Below are 18202 nucleotides of genomic sequence, written 5' to 3'. Positions count from 1 at the left end.
TAGCTCACTGGTCAAGTGATTCCGCGCCGACAATGTAGCGGGGCTCAAGCGTACCGCCGAAGTCGTGTCATTCCAGCAATAGGGCCAACGCCTGCTGGGATGGGTAGGGGAGCGTCGTGTGCCGGGTGAAGCAGCCGCGGAAGCGAGTTGTGGACGGTTCACGAGTGAGAATGCAGGCATGAGTAGCGATACACACGTGAGAAACGTGTGCGCCGATTGACTAAGGGTTCCTGGGTCAAGCTGATCTGCCCAGGGTAAGTCGGGACCTAAGGCGAGGCCGACAGGCGTAGTCGATGGACAACCGGTTGATATTCCGGTACCCGCTTTGAAACGCCCAGTATCGAATCCATTGATGCTAAGCCCGTGAAGCCGTTCCGGACCCTTCGGGGAAAGGAAAGTGGTGGAGCCGGCGGCCCAAGGTGGTAGTAGGTAAGCGATGGGGTGACGCAGGAAGGTAGTCCAGCCCGGGCGGTGGTTGTCCCGGGGTAAGGGTGTAGGCCGTGTGATAGGCAAATCCGTCACACATTAGGGCTGAGACCTGATGCCGAGCCGATTGTGGTGAAGTGGATGATCCTATGCTGTCGAGAAAAGCCTCTAGCGAGTTTCATGGCGGCCCGTACCCTAAACCGACTCAGGTGGTCAGGTAGAGAATACCGAGGCGTTCGGGTGAACTATGGTTAAGGAACTCGGCAAAATGCCCCCGTAACTTCGGGAGAAGGGGGGCCATCACTGGTGATCCGTTTTACACGGTGAGCTGGGGGTGGCCGCAGAGACCAGCGAGAAGCGACTGTTTACTAAAAACACAGGTCCGTGCGAAGCCGTAAGGCGATGTATACGGACTGACGCCTGCCCGGTGCTGGAACGTTAAGGGGACCGGTTAGTGCGCTTTCGGGTGTGCGAAGCTGAGAACTTAAGCGCCAGTAAACGGCGGTGGTAACTATAACCATCCTAAGGTAGCGAAATTCCTTGTCGGGTAAGTTCCGACCTGCACGAATGGCGTAACGACTTCTCGACTGTCTCAACCATAGGCCCGGTGAAATTGCACTACGAGTAAAGATGCTCGTTTCGCGCAGAAGGACGGAAAGACCCCGGGACCTTTACTACAGTTTGATATTGGTGTTCGGTTCGGCTTGTGTAGGATAGGTGGGAGACTGTGAAGCATGCACGCCAGTGTGTGTGGAGTCAATCTTGAAATACCACTCTGGTCGTGCTGGATGTCTAACCTCGGTCCGTGATCCGGATCAGGGACAGTGTCTGATGGGTAGTTTAACTGGGGCGGTTGCCTCCTAAAGAGTAACGGAGGCGCCCAAAGGTTCCCTCAGCCTGGTTGGCAATCAGGTGTTGAGTGTAAGTGCACAAGGGAGCTTGACTGTGAGACCGACGGGTCGAGCAGGGACGAAAGTCGGGACTAGTGATCCGGCAGTGGCTTGTGGAAGCGCTGTCGCTCAACGGATAAAAGGTACCCCGGGGATAACAGGCTGATCTTCCCCAAGAGTCCATATCGACGGGATGGTTTGGCACCTCGATGTCGGCTCGTCGCATCCTGGGGCTGGAGTCGGTCCCAAGGGTTGGGCTGTTCGCCCATTAAAGCGGTACGCGAGCTGGGTTTAGAACGTCGTGAGACAGTTCGGTCCCTATCCTCTGCGCGCGTAGGAATATTGAGAAGGGCTGTCCCTAGTACGAGAGGACCGGGACGGACGAACCTCTGGTGTGCCAGTTGTCCTGCCAAGGGCATGGCTGGTTGGCTACGTTCGGAAAGGATAACCGCTGAAAGCATCTAAGCGGGAAGCCTGCTTCGAGATGAGTGTTCCCACCCCCTTTGAGGGGTTAAGGCTCCCAGTAGACGACTGGGTTGATAGGCCAGATGTGGAAGCCCGGTAACGGGTGGAGCTGACTGGTACTAATAGGCCGAGGGCTTGTCCTCAGTTGCTCGCGTCCACTGTGTTAGTTCTGAAGTAACGAACTGTGACGGCACCGGTTTGTTTAACTTCATAGTGTTTCGGTGGTCATAGCGTTAGGGAAACGCCCGGTTACATTCCGAACCCGGAAGCTAAGCCTTTCAGCGCCGATGGTACTGCAGGGGGGACCCTGTGGGAGAGTAGGACGCCGCCGAACAATCATTGTGGGGGAGCCCCGCACCTTTATGGTGCGGGGCTTTTCTGCGTTCAAGGGGGCTTTCGGCCCCTGCGCTCTGTCTCGAGCGATCTTTTCTAGAGGCGGCCTGCGGCTTTCAGTGCGAGATAGGCGTCGGCCAGAGCGGGGGCCAAGTCGTCCGGGGTGGCGTCAACGACGGTGACTCCGTGACGGGTGAGCTTTTCTGCCGTACGGCGGCGCTGTTCCTGGGCCTGGGTGGCGGCGGCGGCTTCGTACACCGCGTCCACTGTGCCGCGGGCCGTTGCCATCTCCTTGATTCGGGGGTCTGCAACAGAGGCCACGAGGACCGTGTGGCGCTGCGTGAGCTGCGGGAGGACCGGGAGAATGCCCTCTTCGACGGGAGCGGCTTCCAAGCTCGTGAGCAGGACGATGAGGGAGCGGCGCGGAGCGTTCTTGAGCGCCGCGGCGCTGAGGCCGCGGGCGTCGGTTTCGACCAGCGTTGGCTCCAGTGGTGCCAGCGCGTTGACCAGCGCGGGAAGAACGTCGCCTGCGGTGCGGCCTTGGACCTGGGCGCGGATTCGGCGATCGTAGGCGAGTAGGTCCACTCGGTCGCCGGCGCGCGAAGCCAGCGCTGCGAGGAGGAGGACGGCGTCCATGGAGGCGTCAAGGCGCGGCACGTCTCCCACACGGCCCGCCGAGGTGCGGCCCGTGTCGAGGACCAGCAAGATGTGGCGGTCGCGTTCGGGGCGCCAGGTGCGCACCGCGACGGTGTTCTGCCGCGCGGTGGCACGCCAGTCGATGGAGCGGGTGTCATCGCCGGGAATGTAGTCGCGGAGGCTGTCGAACTCGGTGCCCTCGCCGCGGGTCAGCACGCTGGTTCGGCCGTCGAGCTCTCGAAGGCGGGCCAGTTTGGACGGCAGGTGCTTGCGGCTTCCGAAGGGAGGCAGCACGCGGACTGTCCAGGGGACCCTATGGCTGCCCTGACGAGCGGCGAGCCCGAGGGGACCGTACGAGCGAATGGTGATGCGTTCGGCATGGCGGTCGCCGCGGCGGGTTGGGCGGAGGAGCGTGGTGAGGCGGCGGCGTTCTCCGGCCGGGATCGTCAGCTTGTGGCGTGACGCGGCCTGCTCGCTGCCGGTCGGCCAGCTGCTCGGCGGCCATGCGTCCCGGACCTGGGCGCGGAGGTGGCGGCGCGAGGGGTTGGTGATGGTCAACGTGATCTCGGCGCCGTCACCCAGTCGAACTGACGTATCACCAGTTCGAGTGAAACGGAGCTTTTGCACTGGTGCTGCCATGGCGTAGTCGCACAGAATTGCGAGTGTGAGGGGAGCGTTCAGGGCGAGGACTCCGGACCAGTTCGGCGCCAGGATGCCGATGGGGATCGCGCCAAGGGCCGCGAGGAGAGCGGTTCGTCCGGTGAGGGCCACGGTCATCGCCTCATCGGGGGACTGGGACGTGGGCGAGGATCGCGGTGATGACGGAGTCGGCGGTGACTCCTTCCATCTCGGCCTCGGGCCTGAGCTGGATGCGGTGGCGCAGTGTGGGAAGGGCCAGGGCCTTCACATCGTCGGGGATGACGTAGTCCCTGCCGGTGAGCCAGGCCCAGGCGCGGGCGGTGGAGAGCAGAGCGGTGGCTCCGCGAGGGGAGACGCCGAGGGTGAGTGAGGGGGATTCACGGGTGGCACGACAGATATCGACGACATAGCCGGTGATCTCTGCGGAGACCGCGGTCTTGGAAACGGCGGCGCGGGCCGCTTCCAGGTCGGCGCGGCTCGCGGCGGGGCGCAGGCCGGCTGCGTGCAGGTCACGAGGGTTGAAGCCTTCCGCATGGCGGGTCAGTACGCCGATCTCGTCTTCGCGGGACGGCAGCGGGACCGTGATCTTGAGGAGGAAACGGTCCAACTGCGCCTCGGGGAGCGGATAAGTGCCCTCGTACTCGACGGGGTTCTGGGTTGCCGCCACGAGGAAGGGGTCGGGCAGGGCGCGGGGAGTGCCGTCGACCGTGACCTGACGTTCCTCCATTGCTTCCAGGAGAGATGCCTGGGTCTTGGGAGGAGTGCGGTTGATTTCGTCAGCGAGCAGCAGGTTGGTGAAGACCGGGCCGGGCTGGAAGGAGAACTCCGCTGTCCGAGCGTCGTAGACCAGCGAACCGGTGACGTCGCTCGGCATGAGATCCGGGGTGAACTGGATGCGTTTCGTGTCCAGTTCGAGGGAGGCCGCGAGTGCGCGGACGAGGAGGGTCTTGGCCACGCCGGGGACACCTTCGAGCAGCACATGGCCGCGGCAGAGGAGAGCTACGACGAGTCCGGTGACAGCGGGATCCTGGCCGACCACGGCCTTGGCGATCTCGGTGCGCAGGGCTTCGAGTGAGGCGCGGGCGCTGTCTGGGTTCTCTGCGGGCTGGGCGCTCATGAAGCGCGTACCTCTCTTTCGAGGGCGTCGAGTTCGTCTGCTAGGCGGATCAGGCCGGCGTCGTCGGAAGGTGCGGTGCCGAAGAGCAGGGACGGGAGATCCCTGGCGGTCATCGGCAGATGGGCGGAGACAGCAGGGAGAAGGGCGTCGGCGGCGTGGGCCCGGGAGGCGGGTACGCCGAGAAGGGAGGCGAGTTGGGCGCGGGTTGCCGCGCGCAGGGCCGAGGCGGCTCTGTCACGTGCGCCGGCCCTGCGGTAGAGCCGGGCGCGGCCTTCGGTGGTTTCGGAGGCGCGGACGGCTACGGGGAGCTGTTCGGTGACGAGGGGGCCCAGCCTGCGAGCACGCCAGATCGCGGCGAGCACGGCGGCGAAGGCGAGTTGGAGGGTTCCCCAGATCCAGCCGGGAGGCACCAGGTCGACGAAGCTGCGGTCGCCGCCGTCGGTTGCCGCGACGTCACGGAGCGAGGGGAGGTACCAGACGAGATGAGGCCGGGAGCCGAGGAGTTGGAGGGCAAGCGAGGCGTTGCCCTGCTTGTCGAGGCGATTGTTGTAGAGGATGTCGGGTGCGCCCAGCAGGACGGTGTCGCCGTTGTCCCGGCTGGGGACGCGGAGCAGCGTGGGGAGACTGTGACTGAGGTAACAGGCGTCGCTGCCGGGGAGGTTGGTGGTGTAGCGAAATCCGCCTGTGTCGGCGTCACCGGCGCGGACGGCGGCCGGCAGGGAGCACTGGGGGGAGCGTGCGGATACGGGTTTGCGCGCAGCGGCTCGTACGCCGGGGGCCAAGGTGGAGGCGGAGGGCGGGCCGGGGGAGAGGAGGACGGTGCGGGAGCCGGATTCGTCGGCCGCGGTGCGGAGTTGCCTCTGCTGTCGGGGCGTCAGCAAGTCGGGGTTGGCCACCAGAAGAGTGGTGTCCGGGGCCACTGCCTTCGTGGCGTCGTCGAGGGTGGTGGCGACGCGAGTGGAGACGCCTTGTGCGTCCAGGAGTTGGGCGACGGCGCGGCTGCCGTAGGGGTCCGCGGATCGGGGGTCCAGGCGGCCGTGCTGGTCGCCGGAGCGTACGGCCGCCATGACGATGCCGGCCACCAGGATGAGAGCCAGCCCGATCAGCGGTCCGCGGGTGCGCTTCCACACTTCACGAGTGGTGCGGGCGTCCGAGGTGGACAGAGGGGGAGCCGCGCTCATTCGGCAGCTCCCTGGGATGCGCCGCTGAGCAGGGGCTTGGTGCGTTCGAGGTCGTCGTCCAGTTCGCTCAAGCGTTGGTACGCCGGCTCGTCGGCGGTGCGGCCGCCGTATGTGACGTCGTCGAACTCCCGGGCGGCGGCGCGAAGTCGGTCGGCGTGGACGGGGAGGGTGTGCCCTGCTTCCGCGGCGGCCTCGTCGGCAGTGCGGCCGGGGCGTGGATCGAGGAGGGCGCGCTCTTCCAGGGAGCGCACGACGGCGCGCATCTGCTCTTGGACGGCCTGGTTCCAGCGGTGTGCGGCGGCGTGCGTCTCGGCGGCCGCACGGTGTTCGGCCGCGCTGCGCGGGCCGTCGTCGAAGAGGTGGCCTTCGGGCGACGGCGTGCGTTGCGGGGTGCCGAGCCGCAACCACAGGCCGGCGGCGAGGAGCACGACAAGCAGCACGATGACGACGAGCCCGACAGCGCCCCCGGGTGACGCGCCGGAGGCCGCGTCGAACAGGTCGTTGACCCATTCCCAGAAGCGGTCGATGGCGCGCTCGAGGAAGCTCGGGTCGTTCTCGTGGTACATCGGCTTGGACAGTTCGCGCTCCGCCGCCTCGCGGGCGGGGACGCGTGGAGTGTCCACCGGTACGTCATCAGCTGTGCGAACCCGCAGGCTCGTTGCTGTCGTGCCCCCCGCTGTGGACACCGCATCAGCTCCCGGGGGTGTCGTCGGCGGGCAGGCCGTAGCCGGGGACGCCTGCGGCGCGGGCCAGTTCGAGGTCGAGAGCCTCGCGGCGGATGCGCTGGTCGACGTAGAGCAGGACGGTCACTCCGGCGCTGATCGGGTAGGTGATCGAAGTGGCGATCACGGCGCCGATTCCGGTGATGATCAGGAAGGGCCAGCCGAATTCCGGAGTCTCCCCGGAGAAGAGCTGGCCGAGGCCGTCGTCCGCGGCGTAGGCGATGAGACCGAATGGCACGGCGATGATCATCGACACGATGAAGGTCAGCAGCATCGTGAGCAGCAGGATGCCGAAGATGCGCCACCAGGTGCCGCTGACCAGCTTGGCCGAGCGGCTCAGGGACTTCATGATGCTCTGCCTCTCCAGCATCAGTGCGGGGGAGGCGAGGCTGAACCTGATCATCAGCCAGAGGACGACCACGAAGGCCGCGATGCCGCCCAGCAGGGAGAGACCGACGCCTGCGGCGGACCCGAGCAGGGCGCCGGGCAGGATGCCGACGGTCATGATGGCGATTGCCATGAGCGGCAGCAGCAGGGTCAGGCCCAGCAGCCGCGGCAGCTGAGGCTTGGACTCACGCCAGGCGTCGGAGAGCGTCACAGGGCGGCCGAGGACCGACCGGCTGATGACGATGGTGAGCACGGCCGTGGTGAACAGCGTGCCGATCAGCGTTATCACCAAGCCGGGAGACGCGCTGACCATTGTGCTCTGCATCGCGTCGACGGACTGGTTCAGGGCTTCCGAGGGGGTGGCGTTCGGGTCGACCCGGACCGGCTCGGGGAGCAGGTATCGCTGAATCAGGATGTCGCAGACCTGAGTGATCACCGCGACGGTGACCGTGATGCCGAGGACCGTGCGCCAGTGGGCGCGCAGGGTCGACACCGCTCCGTCGAGGATCTCGCCGACACCGAGCGGGCGGAGCGGGATCACGCCGGGCTTGGCCGCCGGGGGAGGACCGCCCCAGCCGCCTCCCTGACCGCGGCCTGTGCCCCAGGCGGGTCCGGGCTGCTGCGGAGGCCTGGGGCCCGTGCCGGGGGCGCTGGGCGGCGACCACTGGCCTGCGGGAGGCTGCGCCTTCGACCACTTCGACGCGCCGTCGTTCTGATCGGCCGGCTCGGCAGGCCGGGGCACGCCCGGCTTCTGGCCGTCGGAGGGGGCAGATCCGGGCGACGCCCAGCCCGGAGAGTCGTTCATTGTCGCTCCTTCACGGTGCCCGTCCGCGGTCGCGGCGGCAGTTCGGCAGCCATCGTGTCATGGGGACCCTGGCGGCGGGCCTGGCCCCGTATCTCCTTCGCACCTTCAATTGTCGGTGCCTCAACGGGCAGACTGGACGAATGGCTGATCTGGACGCGCAATCCCCGGCGGGCGCCGAGCCGCCCGCCATTCCTACGCTGCGCTGGGAGGAGCCGCCGGAGGGGCCCGTGCTGGTGCTGCTCGACCAGACCCGGCTGCCCGCCGAGGAGGTCGAGCTGGTCTGTACGGATGTGCCTGCCCTCGTGGAGGCGATCCGGACGCTCGCCGTCCGTGGCGCACCGCTCCTCGGTATTGCCGGTGCCTACGGTGTGGCGCTCGCCGCCGCGCGTGGATACGACGTGGACGAGGCCGCGGGGCTGCTGGAGCGGGCGCGGCCCACCGCGGTCAACCTCGGGTACGGAGTGCGGTGCGCGGCAGGGGCGTACCGGGCGGCCCTCGAAAAGGGCGAAGGCGGCGATCAGGCGGCGGCGTCGGCGCTGGCCGCTGCGCGGGAGCTGCACCGCGCGGACGCCGAGGCCAGCGGGCTGATGGCGGAGCACGGGCTGGCTCTCGTGGAAGAGCTGGTGCCCGGAGGCGGGCTGCGCATCCTGACCCACTGCAATTCGGGGCGGCTCGTCTCCGGGGGCGAGGGCACGGCGTTCGCAGTGGCGCTGGCGGCGCACCGGGCGGGCAGGCTGCGGCGGCTGTGGGTCGACGAGACGCGCCCGCTGCTGCAGGGGGCCCGGCTCACGGCGTACGAGGCGGCCAGGAGCGGCATGGCGTACACGCTGCTGACCGACAATGCGGCTGGCTCGCTGTTCGCCGCCGGCGAGGTGGACGCCGTACTCATCGGGGCTGACCGCATCGCCGCTGACGGTTCCGTGGCGAACAAGGTGGGGAGTTATCCGCTCGCCGTGCTGGCCAAGTACCACCACGTGCCGTTCATCGTCGTAGCACCCGTGACCACCGTGGATCCCGATACGCCGGACGGGGCGTCCATCGAGGTGGAGCAGAGGTCCGGGCAGGAGGTGACAGAGTTCACCCTGCCGCAGATCCCTGCGGCCGGCGCGGAAGCCGGGGGCGTGGCCGGAATCCCGGTTGCGCCGCTGGGAACGCAGGCGTACAACCCCGCCTTCGACGTCACGCCACCAGAACTGGTGACCGCGATCGTCACGGAGCAGGGTGCGATTTCCCCGGTCACGGGGGCCGGACTGGCGGAGCTGTGTGCCAGGTCACGCCAGGTAACGATTAGCTAATGGGATGATGTCGATTATGAAAGGACGCGTCCTTGTCGTCGACGACGACACCGCACTCGCCGAGATGCTCGGGATTGTGCTGCGTGGTGAAGGTTTTGAGCCGTCGTTCGTAGCGGATGGCGACAAGGCACTTGCGGCATTCAGGGAGGCCAAGCCTGACCTGGTGCTGCTGGATCTCATGCTGCCCGGACGGGACGGCATCGAAGTGTGCCGGCTGATCCGGGCCGAGTCCGGGGTGCCGATCGTCATGCTCACCGCCAAGAGCGACACCGTTGATGTGGTGGTCGGGCTGGAGTCGGGTGCCGACGACTACATCGTCAAGCCGTTCAAGCCCAAGGAGCTCGTTGCCCGTATCAGGGCGCGACTGAGGAGGTCGGAGGAGCCGGCGCCGGAACAGCTGGCAATCGGGGACCTGGTCATTGATGTGGCCGGTCATTCCGTGAAGCGCGACGGGCAGTCGATCGCGCTGACCCCGCTGGAGTTCGACCTGCTGGTCGCGCTCGCCCGCAAGCCGTGGCAGGTGTTCACCCGCGAGGTGCTGCTGGAGCAGGTGTGGGGTTATCGCCATGCCGCGGACACCAGGCTGGTCAATGTCCATGTCCAGCGGCTGCGCTCGAAGGTCGAGAAGGACCCCGAGAGGCCGGAGATCGTAGTGACCGTCCGTGGTGTCGGCTACAAGGCCGGACCGAGCTGACATGACCCGAAGCAGCGCTGCTCCGATGCCCGGGGAGCCGGGAGTCCGTACGGAGCGGGCTGCCGGTCATCAGCGAAGGACGTCCGCGTCCAGGATCCGGCGCTTCCTGCAGGGCAGCCTTGCGCTGCGGCTTTTCGCGCGCTGGGTGCGCACACCGCTGCTGCCGTCCATGCGGCTGTGGCGGCGGAACATCCAGCTGCGCGTGGTCGTCGGCTCCCTGCTGATGTCGCTCGGAGTGGTGCTGCTGCTCGGCTTCGTCGTCATGTGGCAGGTACGCAACGGCCTCCTCGACGCGAAGCAGGAGGCGGCCCAGAGCCAGGCGGCCGGCGGGTTCGACGTGGCGGAGGAGAAGGCCCGTACCGTCGCGGGAACGGGTGGCAGCGGCAGCGCGGAGGCGAGGGCCGCCGCGCGGAACTCCACCAACTGGAGGACCGACCTGGTCGAGCAGCTCGCCAGCGGCGGGCGACAGGCGTTCCACGTGGTGGCACTGAGTGCGAACTCGGACGACGAGAGCGCGAGCAATCGTGGTCCGCGTGCGTCCGGTGGCGTGAATCAGAGCGCTAGTGTGCCCCAGAAGCTGCGGGACTCGATCGACGAAGGCACGGGCAAGGCGTACAAGGCCTTTGTCCAGATCAAGTACACCGACGCGCAGGAACCCGAGCCCGGGCTCGTCATCGGCAAGCAGCTGAACGACAACAGCGGCCAGCCGTACCAGCTCTACTACCTCTTCCCGCTGACGCAGGAGGAGGAGTCGCTCACCCTCGTCAAGACCACGCTCGCCACCGCGGGAGTCTTCGTCGTCGTCCTGTTCGGAGGCATCGCCTGGCTGGTGGTGCGGCAGGTCGTCACGCCCGTAAGGATGGCCGCGGGTGTCGCCGAGCGACTGTCCGCCGGGCGCCTCCAGGAACGCATGAAGGTCACGGGCGAGGACGACATCGCCAGGCTCGGCGAGGCCTTCAACAAGATGGCGCAGAACCTCCAGGTCAAGATCCAGCAGCTGGAGGAGCTGTCCCGGCTGCAGCGGCGCTTCGTCTCGGACGTGTCGCACGAGCTGCGCACACCGTTGACAACGGTACGGATGGCCGCCGATGTCATCCATGAGGCACGCAGTGACTTCGACCCGGTGACCGCGCGTTCCGCGGAGCTGCTCGCCGGCCAGCTCGACCGCTTCGAATCGCTGCTCGCCGATCTCCTCGAGATCAGCCGCTTCGACGCGGGGGCGGCGGCCCTGGAGGCCGAGCCGATAGATCTGCGTGAGGTCGTACGCCGGGTCATCGAGGGCGCCGAGCCGCTGGCGGAGCGCAAGGGGACCCGGATACGGGTGGCGGGCGACGAGCAGCCCGTCGTCGCCGAGGCCGACGCCCGGCGAGTGGAGCGCGTACTGCGCAACCTCGTCGTCAATGCCGTCGAGCACGGCGAGGGGCGGGACGTCGTGGTCCGGCTGGCCACGGCCGGCGGGGCCGTCGCCGTCGCGGTGCGCGACTACGGCGTGGGCCTGAAGCCGGGGGAGGCGACCCGGGTGTTCAACCGATTCTGGCGGGCCGATCCGGCACGTGCGCGTACCACCGGCGGTACTGGCCTGGGCCTGTCGATCGCCGTCGAGGACGCGCGGCTGCACGGCGGCTGGCTGCAGGCGTGGGGCGAGCCGGGCGGCGGCTCGCAGTTCAGGCTGACCCTGCCGCGTACGGCGGACGAGTCGCTGCGCGGCTCTCCGATTCCGCTGGAGCCCGAGGACTCGCGGCGCAGGCGGGAGCGTGCCGCTGCGGACGAGGCGGTCGGCGCCGAAAGGCCGGGCAGCGGTGCGAATCGCCTCGCCACGGTGCCTTCCCAGCCCCGGGTCGACCGGTCGCCGCTGCCGGTAGCGCCGCGGGCGGCGCCACGAGCAGCGGCGGATCCGACGGCGCTGCCGGGGAGCGGGGCCCGGGTGGTCGCGCGTCCTGCGGGCGACAGCGACGGGCCGGCGCACGCAGCGCACGCCACTCAGGCAGTGCATGCAACGCAGGTTTCGCAGGATCCGGAGCGGAAGGACATCACTCGTGGGCGCTGAGCTACGTCGCGGTCGACGGCGGCGCCTGCGCCGGACTCCTGTGCTGCTGGGGTGCAGCAGTCTGCTGCTGGCGGGCTGTGCATCCATGCCCGACAACGGTGACGTGGAGGCCGTGGACGCGTCTCCGCGCGGTGACTCGCAGGTGCGGGTGTACGGGATGGCGCCGCGGGACGGGGCGCAGCCCAACGAGATCGTCGAGGGTTTCCTGGAGGCGATGACGGGTGACGACCCCGAATTCGCCACGGCCCGTAAGTACCTGACGAAGAAGGTTTCCCAGAAGTGGGACCCGCGCCAGGTCACTGTGCTGGACAACGGTCCTGTGCCCCAGGCCGACCGTTCCAATGACCGGGAGGGCGGGGCGTACACGTACGCGCTGACCGGCACGAAGATCGCCGAGGTGAACGAGCAGCGCGCTTACCAGCCGGTCAAGCAGGCGTACCGCGAGACGATCCATCTCAGCAGGCAGAACGGCCCTGACGGGCAGGAGTGGCGGATCGACGGCCTGCCGCCCGGCCTGGTGCTCGGCGAGTCGGACTTCGAGCGCATCTATACCCGGGTCAACAAGTACTACTTCGCTTCCGGTACGTCGTCGGAGCGGACCGGCGCCCACCCGTGGCTGGTCGCCGACCCCGTCTATGTGCGCAAGCGCATGGACCCGCAGACGCAGATGGACCCGGTGACGCAGACGGTCGAGGCGCTGCTGAGCGGTCCGACCAACTGGCTGAAACCGGTGGTCGGTTCGAGCTTCCCCACGGGGACGGCGTTGAAGCTGAAGGAAGGCACCAAGTCGCTGGTGTTCGACGACCGCAATGCGCTCAAGGTGCCGCTCAACGGCAAGGCGTCCAACGTCGGTCAGAAGCGGTGCAGGGAGATGGCGGCCCAACTGCTCTTCACCTTGCGAGACCTGACGTCGTACCGGGTCGGGCAGGTCGAACTGCAGCGGTCGGACAACTCGACGCTGTGCGTGCTCGGCGGGGATCAGGCTGAGGACTTCGCTCCGGAACGTGCTTCGGGGAGCCCCGACTACCAGTACTTCCTCGACACGAAGCACCGTCTCGTACGGATGGTGGGAAGCGCCGAGAACACCGGCAGCGAGGACGAGGCCGAGCCTGTGCCCGGACCGCTCGGCGGCGGCGAGCGGCTGCTCGGCACGGTCGGTGTGGCGCGCGACGAGCGGCGGGCGGCGGGCGTCTCGAAGGACGCGAGGTCACTGTATGTGGCGTCCATCGTGTCGGACAGTGAGCCGGAGAAGCCGGTGCTGACCAGTGGTGCCAAGCTGGAGGAGGACCGGCTTTCGGCGCCGAGCTGGGACGGCAGGGGCGACCTGTGGGTGGCCGACCGGGACCCCCGTCAGCCCCGGCTGCTGAGGCTGGCGGGCGGCGAGGGCGATCCCGAGGAGGTCAGGGTCGTCGACGGCCTCGACGGCGCGCGGATCGAAGCCCTGAAGGTGTCGGCGGACGGCGTACGGATCGCGCTGCTGGTGACCGAGGACGGCCGGACGACCCTGAAGCTCGGCCGCATCGAGCGGCACGGTCCCGACGACAGTCCGGAGGTGTCCGTCGTCGATCTGCGGCCCATCGCCCCGCAGATGGAAGAAGTGACGGCCGTGTCCTGGGCCGGCCGAAGCCGTCTTGTGGTGGTCGGGCGCGAGTCCGGCGGCGTACAGCAGCTGCGCTATCTGCAGACGGACGGTTCGACGTCGGACGCCCAGTCGGTGCCGGGCGCGAACCGGGTCACGACGGTCGCGTCGGCGGACGACGACCGGCTGCCGCTGCTGGCGCATTCGCTGGAGGACGGCATTGTGAGGCTGCCACCCGGTGCCAATTGGAAAACTGTCGCGAGTAAGGGCTCTTCGCCGGTCTATCCGGGCTAGCGGGGGAGTTTTCCACAGGGGTGGCTGGGGCGTGCCCGGCTTGGCAGAGTAGATGCCATGCGGGGGTGGTGGAGGGAATTCGCCGGTCTGGTGCTGCCGGTGGCGTGCGGTGGCTGCGGCAGGAGGCGCACGGCTTTGTGCACTGACTGCGGGCAGGCGTTGTACGGGGTGGGGCCGCGCCGGGTGCGGCCGTGTCCCGAGCCGCCGGGGCTGCCGGTGGTCCATGCCGCCGCGCCGTACGAGGACGCCGTACGGGCCGTGCTGCTCGCACACAAGGAGCGGGGCGCACTGGGGCTCGCCGGGGCGCTCGGTACAGCCCTGGCGGGGGCCATCAGGGGCTCTGTGGCGGCCTCGGGCGCTCAGCCCGTGCAGTTGTCGCAGCCGCTGCTGCTCGTGCCCGTACCGTCCGCCAGGCGGGCAGTAAGGGCACGTGGGCACGATGCCGGGCGTCGTATCGCGCTCGCCGCTTCGGGGGAGCTGCGCCGGGCCGGGGTTCCCGCGCGGGTGCTCGCCGTGCTGCGGCAGCGGCGTGCGGTGGTCGACCAGTCGGGCCTGGGTGCCCGTGAGCGGCTGGCGAATCTGGCCGGGGCTCTGGAGGTCGCGGCCGGCGGTCGTCGGTTGCTGGAGGGCGGCAGAGTGGTGCTGGTGGACGATCTCATGACGACGGGCGCTTCGCTCGTAGAGGCATCTCGTGCACTGCGTGCCACCGACGAACAGCTGTTTCGCGGATTCGGACAGCTGAGCGCGGCTGTTGTCGCGGCGCCTTCGCCGGCGTTCGAAATAAACCGGAACTGACCTGGAACTTGGATCGTTGCTGGTGGTAAGACGGGAAAAGCACCTGAACGGAGGTACGTGGCGGTAGCGGGTGCCGACAAGCGTCCGGGCGAGCTATGTTCGGTTGTGAGGAAAGGCAGACCCTGTGCCTCACTTATTGGACGGCTGTGCTTCGGGCTTTTCCCTTCAGCCCGAAGTCGATGGGGTGGGGATCTTGTCGACTGGGGAGGAGGAGGTGAAAGTCGCCAAGTCCGAGGTTCCGGTGCTCACCGGAACCTGGTGCAAGAGGGAGATGCTCCGCCGCTGAAGCGGAGTGATCCGGGAACGGAGTTCTGCGTGGACATCGTCGTCAAGGGCCGCAAGACCGAGGTGCCCGAGAGGTTCCGCAAGCACGTGGCCGAGAAGCTGAACCTGGAAAAGATCCAGAAGATCGACGGCAAGGTGATCAGCCTGGACGTCGAGGTGTCCAAGGAGCCCAACCCGCGGCAGGCCGACCGTTCCGACCGTGTGGAGATCACGCTTCACTCCCGTGGCCCGGTGATCCGGGCCGAGGCGTCGGCCGGTGACCCGTACGCAGCGCTGGACCTGGCTACGGGCAAGCTGGAGGCGCGGATGCGCAAGCAGCACGACAAGCGCCACACCCGCCGTGGCAACGGCCGACTGCCGGCCGCCGCGGTCGGTGCGACGGTGCCGGGCGCGGCACCCCTCAACGGGAACGGCCAGCTCGTCGCCGAGGAGGCGCCCGCAACCATCCCCACCACCAGGATCGGCTCGCTCGAAGTGCAGGGCGAGGGACCGCTGGTGGTGCGCGAGAAGACACACGTCGCAGCACCGATGTCGCTCGACCAGGCGCTCTACGAGATGGAGCTCGTCGGGCACGACTTCTACCTCTTCGTCGACGCCGAGACGAAGGAGCCCAGTGTCGTCTACCGGCGGCACGCTTACGACTACGGTGTCATCCACCTGACGACCGACCCCCTCGCCGAGTCAGAGGTGGGCGGCGCGGGCGGTGCACTCGGCGGGTGATCCCGCCGGACGCGCTGAACAAACGTGGCCAGCGCGCCGTACCACTTGTCGTGGTGCCCCTGGAGCGCCTGTGCGCCCCCAGGGGCACCATCGTGCGACCAGAGGATCACCGCTCTGCCGTCGGGGCATGAAATCATGGCGTCGCAGGCCAATCGGTGCTCTACGGACTGGGGTTGGCACAGCTCATGAATTTAGGGCCACGGCCTTCAGGGGGAGGAACGATGGCGGACAGCTTCGGGCCGGTGCACGACGAGACCGACGGGGAAGACGCCGACTGTGTCGGCGTTGCCGGTATCGGCACGGACAATGGCGGGTCGCGCAAGGAGCCCATCCGGGTCCTCGTCGTCGACGATCACGCGCTTTTCCGCCGGGGGCTTGAAATCGTTCTCGCGCAGGAAGAGGACATCCAGGTCGTCGGGGAAGCCGGTGACGGGGCAGAGGCGGTGGACAAGGCGGCCGACCTGCTGCCCGACATCGTGCTGATGGACGTACGGATGCCCAAGCGCGGTGGCATCGAGGCATGCACCTCGATCAAGGAAGTCGCCCCCAGCGCGAAGATCATCATGCTGACGATCAGCGACGAGGAAGCGGATCTCTACGACGCGATCAAGGCCGGCGCCACGGGATATCTCCTCAAGGAGATTTCGACCGACGAGGTGGCCACCGCGATCCGGGCCGTGGCGGACGGCCAATCGCAGATCAGCCCGTCGATGGCGTCCAAGCTCCTCACCGAGTTCAAGTCGATGATCCAGCGCACCGACGAGCGCAGACTCGTCCCCGCGCCGCGCTTGACCGAGCGCGAGCTGGAGGTCCTCAAGCTGGTCGCGACCGGGATGAACAACCGTGACATCGCCAAGGAATTGTTCATCTCCGAGAACACCGTGAAGAACCACGTCCGGAACATCCTGGAGAAGCTGCAGCTGCACTCCAGGATGGAAGCCGTGGTCTACGCGATGCGGGAGAAGATCCTCGAAATCAGATGAGGCGGGCCGGGCAAGCGGGTCGGGTGAGGTGGCTCAGCCGAGGCGGGCCAGTTCGGCCGTCAGCGGCTCGCGCAGCTCCGGGGCGTCGACACGCTCCAGCCGTACGTTGCTGCAGCCGACCCACTCCGCCGCTTCGACCAGTGCCTGCGCCATCGGCAGGACCGCCTTCCGGTTCTCCAGCGAGACCTGGCGAGCCACCAGAGTCTTGCCCTCGCGCGCCGGGTCGACGCGGCCCAGCAGCCGCCCGCCCGCCAGCAGCGGCATCGCGAAGTACCCGTGTATCCGCTTCGGTTTGGGGACGTAGGCCTCCAGGCGGTGCGTGAAGCCGAAGATCCGCTCCGCGCGGGGGCGGTCCCAGATGAGCGAGTCGAAGGGCGACAGCAGGGTCGTGCGGTGACGGCCGCGGGGTGCGGCCGCCAGCGCATTGGGATCGGCCCACGCCGTCTTGGCCCAGCCCTCCACCTCGACCGGGACCAGCCCCGAGTCGGCGATCACGGCGTCGACCTGCTCGCCCTTGAGGCGGTGGTAGTCCGCGATGTCGGCGCGGGTGCCGACGCCGAGGGACTGCCCGGCCAGCCGGACCAGGCGGCGCAGGCACTCGGTGTCGTCCAGCTCGTCGTGATAGACAGCATCGGGCACCGCGCGTTCGGCGAGGTCGTAGACCCGCTTCCAGCTGCGCCGCTGGGTGCAGACCACCTCGCCGTACATCAGCGCCCGCTCGACGGCCACCTTCGACACCGACCAGTCCCACCACTCCCCGCCGTTCTTCGCGCCGCCCAACTCGGTCGCGGTCAGCGGGCCTTCGGCGCGCAGCTGCTTGATCACCGCGTCGTACGCGCCGTCCGGGAGGTCGTGGTGCCAGTGCGGGCGGTCGCGGTAGGCGCGGCGGCGGAAGGCGAAGTGCGGCCACTCCTCGATGGGCAGGATGCAGGCGGCGTGCGACCAGTATTCGAAGGCGTGGCTGTCCGTCCAGTAGGCATCGTCCACCGTTTTGCGGCCTACGGCGCCGAGGCGGGCGTACGGGATCAGCTCGTGCGAGCGGGCCAGTACGGAAATGGTGTCGAGCTGCACCGCGCCCAGGTGCCGCAGCACGCCGCGCACCCCGCCCCGCCGGTCCGGGGCGCCCAGGAATCCCTGGGCCCGCAGGGCGATCCTGCGTGCTTCGTCGGCGGACAGGGAGGTCGTTGGCGGCAGCAGACTGGTCATGTCCGCAGCCTAAGTGCCGCCACTGACAACAGGCCCTGAGCTGCCGGGATTCAGGTCCGGTCGGCAGGTTCGCCGGGCTGGTACTGATGTGTGGCGGGCAGTCCGAGGTCGGACGGCAGCAGTGCGCCGGTCCAGCTGTCGCGGCGGACGCCCTTGTTCAGGATGCCGGAGCGCTGCGTGCCCTCGATGACGAAACCGGTCTTCTCGGCCACCGCGCGCGACGCGCTGTTGCCGACCTCGGCCCGCCACTCCAGGCGTTCCACGCCCGCCGTGGTGAAGGCCCAGTGGGCGACGGCCCCCGCCGCCTCCGTGACGTAGCCGCGGCCGCGGTGCGGCTTCGCCGCCCAGAAGCCGATCTCCGCTCTGCCCTCGCCGCGCCGGATCGCGGACATCGCCGCCACGAGCTCCCCGCCGCTGCGGGTGAGCACCGCGAAGTTGTAGCCGGTGTCGTCACGCCAGCCGTCAGGCACGATGTGGGCGACGAACATGTCGGCGTGATCGAGTTCGTACGGCGAGGGGATCGTAGTCCAGCGCTGGATCTCGGAGTCCTGGCAGGCCAGGAAGACGGCGTCGGTGTCGGCCGGCTCGAAGGGGCGCAGCAGCAGACGCTCGGTGGTGAGGAATACGGGATCCATCGGCCGATTCTCGGCTCGGCGGGGTCGTGGGCGCCAGACCTTTTCGGGATGGCCCGGCACCTTCCGGG

Annotated in this window: 14 protein-coding genes and 2 rRNA genes (1 of these 16 running past the window's edge); 9 read left to right on the top strand and 7 right to left on the bottom strand. The window is 68.1% G+C overall.

Going from position 1 to position 18202, the window contains the following annotated elements:
- Both PXH83_RS10700 and rrf read left to right on the top strand, forming a co-directional pair.
- Positions 1-1924, top strand: a 23S ribosomal RNA gene (locus PXH83_RS10700); it begins 1200 nt to the left of the window's first position.
- Between the two features lie 74 nt (positions 1925-1998).
- Positions 1999-2115: ribosomal RNA gene (gene rrf / locus PXH83_RS10695) — 5S ribosomal RNA — on the top strand.
- Between the two features lie 95 nt (positions 2116-2210).
- Here the strand turns inward: rrf and PXH83_RS10690 are convergent.
- From PXH83_RS10690 to PXH83_RS10670, 5 genes are read right to left on the bottom strand one after another with little or no spacing between them, the layout of a single operon-like run.
- Entirely contained in the window at positions 2211-3521 is a 1311-nt protein-coding gene (locus PXH83_RS10690; protein WP_274562766.1) for a DUF58 domain-containing protein, read from the bottom strand.
- Between the two features lie 10 nt (positions 3522-3531).
- Positions 3532-4506 (bottom strand): AAA family ATPase, encoded by a 975-nt coding sequence (locus PXH83_RS10685; RefSeq protein ID WP_274559182.1) that lies wholly within the window; start codon positions 4504-4506, stop codon positions 3532-3534.
- Positions 4503-5687 carry a DUF4350 domain-containing protein gene (locus tag PXH83_RS10680; protein WP_274559179.1) on the bottom strand — a complete coding sequence of 395 codons (1185 nt, stop codon included), beginning with the start codon at positions 5685-5687 and terminating at the stop codon, positions 4503-4505. Before PXH83_RS10680 ends, PXH83_RS10685 begins: the two co-directional genes overlap by 4 nt.
- On the bottom strand, positions 5684-6373 hold the full coding sequence (locus tag PXH83_RS10675) for a DUF4129 domain-containing protein (protein WP_274559177.1): 690 nt from the start codon (positions 6371-6373) through the stop codon (positions 5684-5686). The genes PXH83_RS10680 and PXH83_RS10675 overlap by 4 nt, the downstream gene beginning before the upstream one ends.
- Positions 6374-6377: 4 nt before the next feature.
- On the bottom strand, positions 6378-7601 hold the full coding sequence (locus PXH83_RS10670) for a DUF7847 domain-containing protein (protein ID WP_274559175.1): 1224 nt from the start codon (positions 7599-7601) through the stop codon (positions 6378-6380).
- Positions 7602-7741: 140 nt separating this feature from the next.
- On the opposite strand from PXH83_RS10670, the gene mtnA reads away from it, so the two are divergent.
- From mtnA to PXH83_RS10635, 7 genes are all read left to right on the top strand, one after another.
- A complete protein-coding gene (gene mtnA / locus PXH83_RS10665) occupies positions 7742-8896 on the top strand; it encodes an S-methyl-5-thioribose-1-phosphate isomerase (protein ID WP_274559172.1) in 1155 nt (384 codons plus the stop codon).
- Positions 8897-8900: 4 nt separating this feature from the next.
- The gene (gene mtrA, locus PXH83_RS10660; protein ID WP_205375139.1) at positions 8901-9590 is read left to right on the top strand and encodes an MtrAB system response regulator MtrA; all 690 of its coding nucleotides are present in this window, start codon (positions 8901-8903) and stop codon (positions 9588-9590) included.
- 1 nt (position 9591) lies between these two features.
- Positions 9592-11637 (top strand): MtrAB system histidine kinase MtrB, encoded by a 2046-nt coding sequence (mtrB, locus tag PXH83_RS10655; protein ID WP_274559164.1) that lies wholly within the window; start codon positions 9592-9594, stop codon positions 11635-11637.
- An 85-nt stretch (positions 11638-11722) separates the two neighbouring features.
- A complete protein-coding gene (locus PXH83_RS10650) occupies positions 11723-13510 on the top strand; it encodes an LpqB family beta-propeller domain-containing protein (protein WP_274559162.1) in 1788 nt (595 codons plus the stop codon).
- A 57-nt stretch (positions 13511-13567) separates the two neighbouring features.
- Positions 13568-14305, top strand: coding sequence for a ComF family protein (locus PXH83_RS10645; protein WP_274559159.1), 738 nt, complete (start codon positions 13568-13570; stop codon positions 14303-14305).
- 315 nt (positions 14306-14620) lie between these two features.
- A complete protein-coding gene (gene hpf, locus PXH83_RS10640; RefSeq protein WP_214922285.1) occupies positions 14621-15310 on the top strand; it encodes a ribosome hibernation-promoting factor, HPF/YfiA family in 690 nt (229 codons plus the stop codon).
- A gap of 221 nt (positions 15311-15531) precedes the next feature.
- A complete protein-coding gene (locus PXH83_RS10635) occupies positions 15532-16293 on the top strand; it encodes a response regulator (RefSeq protein WP_274559155.1) in 762 nt (253 codons plus the stop codon).
- Between the two features lie 33 nt (positions 16294-16326).
- Here the strand turns inward: PXH83_RS10635 and PXH83_RS10630 are convergent, their stop codons facing one another.
- Entirely contained in the window at positions 16327-17499 is a 1173-nt protein-coding gene (locus tag PXH83_RS10630; protein WP_274559153.1) for a winged helix-turn-helix domain-containing protein, read from the bottom strand.
- Between the two features lie 50 nt (positions 17500-17549).
- Complete coding sequence (locus tag PXH83_RS10625) at positions 17550-18134, bottom strand: GNAT family N-acetyltransferase (protein ID WP_274559150.1); 585 nt, start codon at positions 18132-18134, stop codon at positions 17550-17552.
- Positions 18135-18202: the final 68 nt, after the last annotated feature.

Origin of the sequence: Streptomyces spiramyceticus (assembly GCF_028807635.1) — a bacterium.
In the GTDB taxonomy this organism is placed as follows: domain Bacteria; phylum Actinomycetota; class Actinomycetes; order Streptomycetales; family Streptomycetaceae; genus Streptomyces; species Streptomyces spiramyceticus.
This window is presented reverse-complemented; position numbering and strand designations above follow the sequence as displayed.